Source organism: Roseateles sp., from assembly GCF_049240545.1.
GTDB lineage: Bacteria > Pseudomonadota > Gammaproteobacteria > Burkholderiales > Burkholderiaceae_C > Paucibacter_A.
Genome location: NZ_JBMLSK010000388.1, coordinates 1 through 1,594 on the forward strand (window position 1 = coordinate 1; position 1,594 = coordinate 1,594).

A 1,594-nucleotide genomic window follows, 5' to 3' on the forward strand; every position below is an offset into this window, starting at 1 on the left:
TAGCCCGGATATTTCACCAGCAGCAGGTCGGCGGCCTCGTGCCGAAGCGCGTTTTCATAGGTATCTGACGCCAATGAAAACCGAGGACCGCCGATGCCAAAGTGTACCGATGAGGCTGTCGAGTTTGGACGTGTCGGGCGGCGTGTCGTCCATGCAGCGTTCGACGGTGGCGACATCGTCAGCGATGGTGGCGCGCTGCTGCTCAAGCAGGTCGATGAGCGTGTTGGCCTGACCCGCGCAGCGGCCCTGGCGTTCGGCGACGAGCGTCGCGGCGCCAGCGTCCAGCACAGCGTGCACAGCCTTCTGGCACAGCGCATCTACGGCCTGTGCCTGGGCTGGCAGGACGTGTGCGACCACAACGTGCTGCGCAATGACCTGGTGCTGCAGACGGCCGTCGGCCGAGCCGAGCCGCTGGCTTCCGCGCCCACGCTCAGCCGCCTGGAGACGGGCGCCACGCCCGAGCACGCTGCATCGCTGCACGAGGTGCTGATGCAGCAGTTCATCGCCAGCCACGTTGCGGCACCGAAGGAACTGGTGCTCGATGTCGATGCCACCCATGTGCCGTTGCACGGCGAGCAGGAGCGAGGCCACTTCCACGCCTACTACGACAACTACTGCTACTTGCCGCTGTATGTCTTCGCCGGCCAGGACCTGCTGGCTTGCGTGCTGCGCCCGAGCGACCGGGACCCGGCCAGCGTCGTCAGCGCGCTGCTCAAGCGGCTGCTGGTGGCGCTGCGCAGGGCCTGGCCCAGGACGAAGATCATCGTGCGTGCGGACTCGGGTTTTTGCCGCCCTCGCGTGCTGCAGCGCCTGGAGCGCTGGGGCGTGAGCTACATCATCGGGCTGCAGAAGAACTCGCGGCTGCAGCAGGAAGTCGAGCTGGCTGAACTCGCACTGGCGGAGCAGTTCGTGGCCAGGCAGACCAAGCAGCGCATGTTCGGAGAGTTCGAGTACGCAGCCGGCACCTGGGACAAGCCGCGCCGCGTCATAGCGCGGCTGGAGCAGGGCCCGCAAGGCGCCAACCCGCGCTTCATCGTCACAGATCTCAAGGGCTCGCCCAAGGCGTTATACGAGCGCCGGTACTGCGCACGCGGGGAGGCCGAGAACCGGATCAAGGAAGCGCAGTTGGACCTGTTCGGGCGGCGCGCGAGCTGCCACCGCTTCCAGGCCAACCAGCTTCGGCTGCTGCTGGCCGCACTGGCCTACACCTTGATGATCAACCTGCGCCGGCTGGCCCTGAAGGGCACCGAGCTTGCGCAGGCCTGCACGGCCACGATCCGCATCAGGCTGCTGAAGATCGGCGCAGCCGTGGTGCGCAACACGCGCCGCGTGCGAGTGCTGCTGGCGTCGGCGCACCCGATGAAGCATGTCTTCATCACTGCGGCGCGCGCGCTCAGCCCGTAGAAATCCATCCAGTGCCTGGCCGGCGCGATGACAACAAAACGGCCCGCATCCCAAGCCGGGGAAGGGGCAAATACGGCCATGCTCGCCCCGTCGCCTGCACCCTGCGCAGCAATCGCCTCATTACTGCGCCCGTGGGCTCAAAAAGCCTGCAGATCGGCGTCGCAAACGCATCCAGTACAACGCTCATGAA

General features: G+C 66.4%; 1 protein-coding gene. It reads left to right on the plus strand.

Translation table 11 applies throughout. The annotated features are described in order from the left end of the window. The first annotated feature begins 93 nt into the window (after nucleotides 1-93). Nucleotides 94-1,404, plus strand: a complete 1,311-nt coding sequence (locus tag ACOVRJ_RS23475; RefSeq protein WP_422046242.1) for an IS1380 family transposase — start codon at nucleotides 94-96, stop codon at nucleotides 1,402-1,404. The last annotated feature ends 190 nt before the right edge of the window (nucleotides 1,405-1,594 follow it).

Coding starts and splice junctions, on each gene's coding strand:
- ACOVRJ_RS23475 (WP_422046242.1), top strand. CDS start 94: ATGCCAAAGTGTACCGATGAGGCTGTCGAGTTTGGACGTGTCGGGCGG.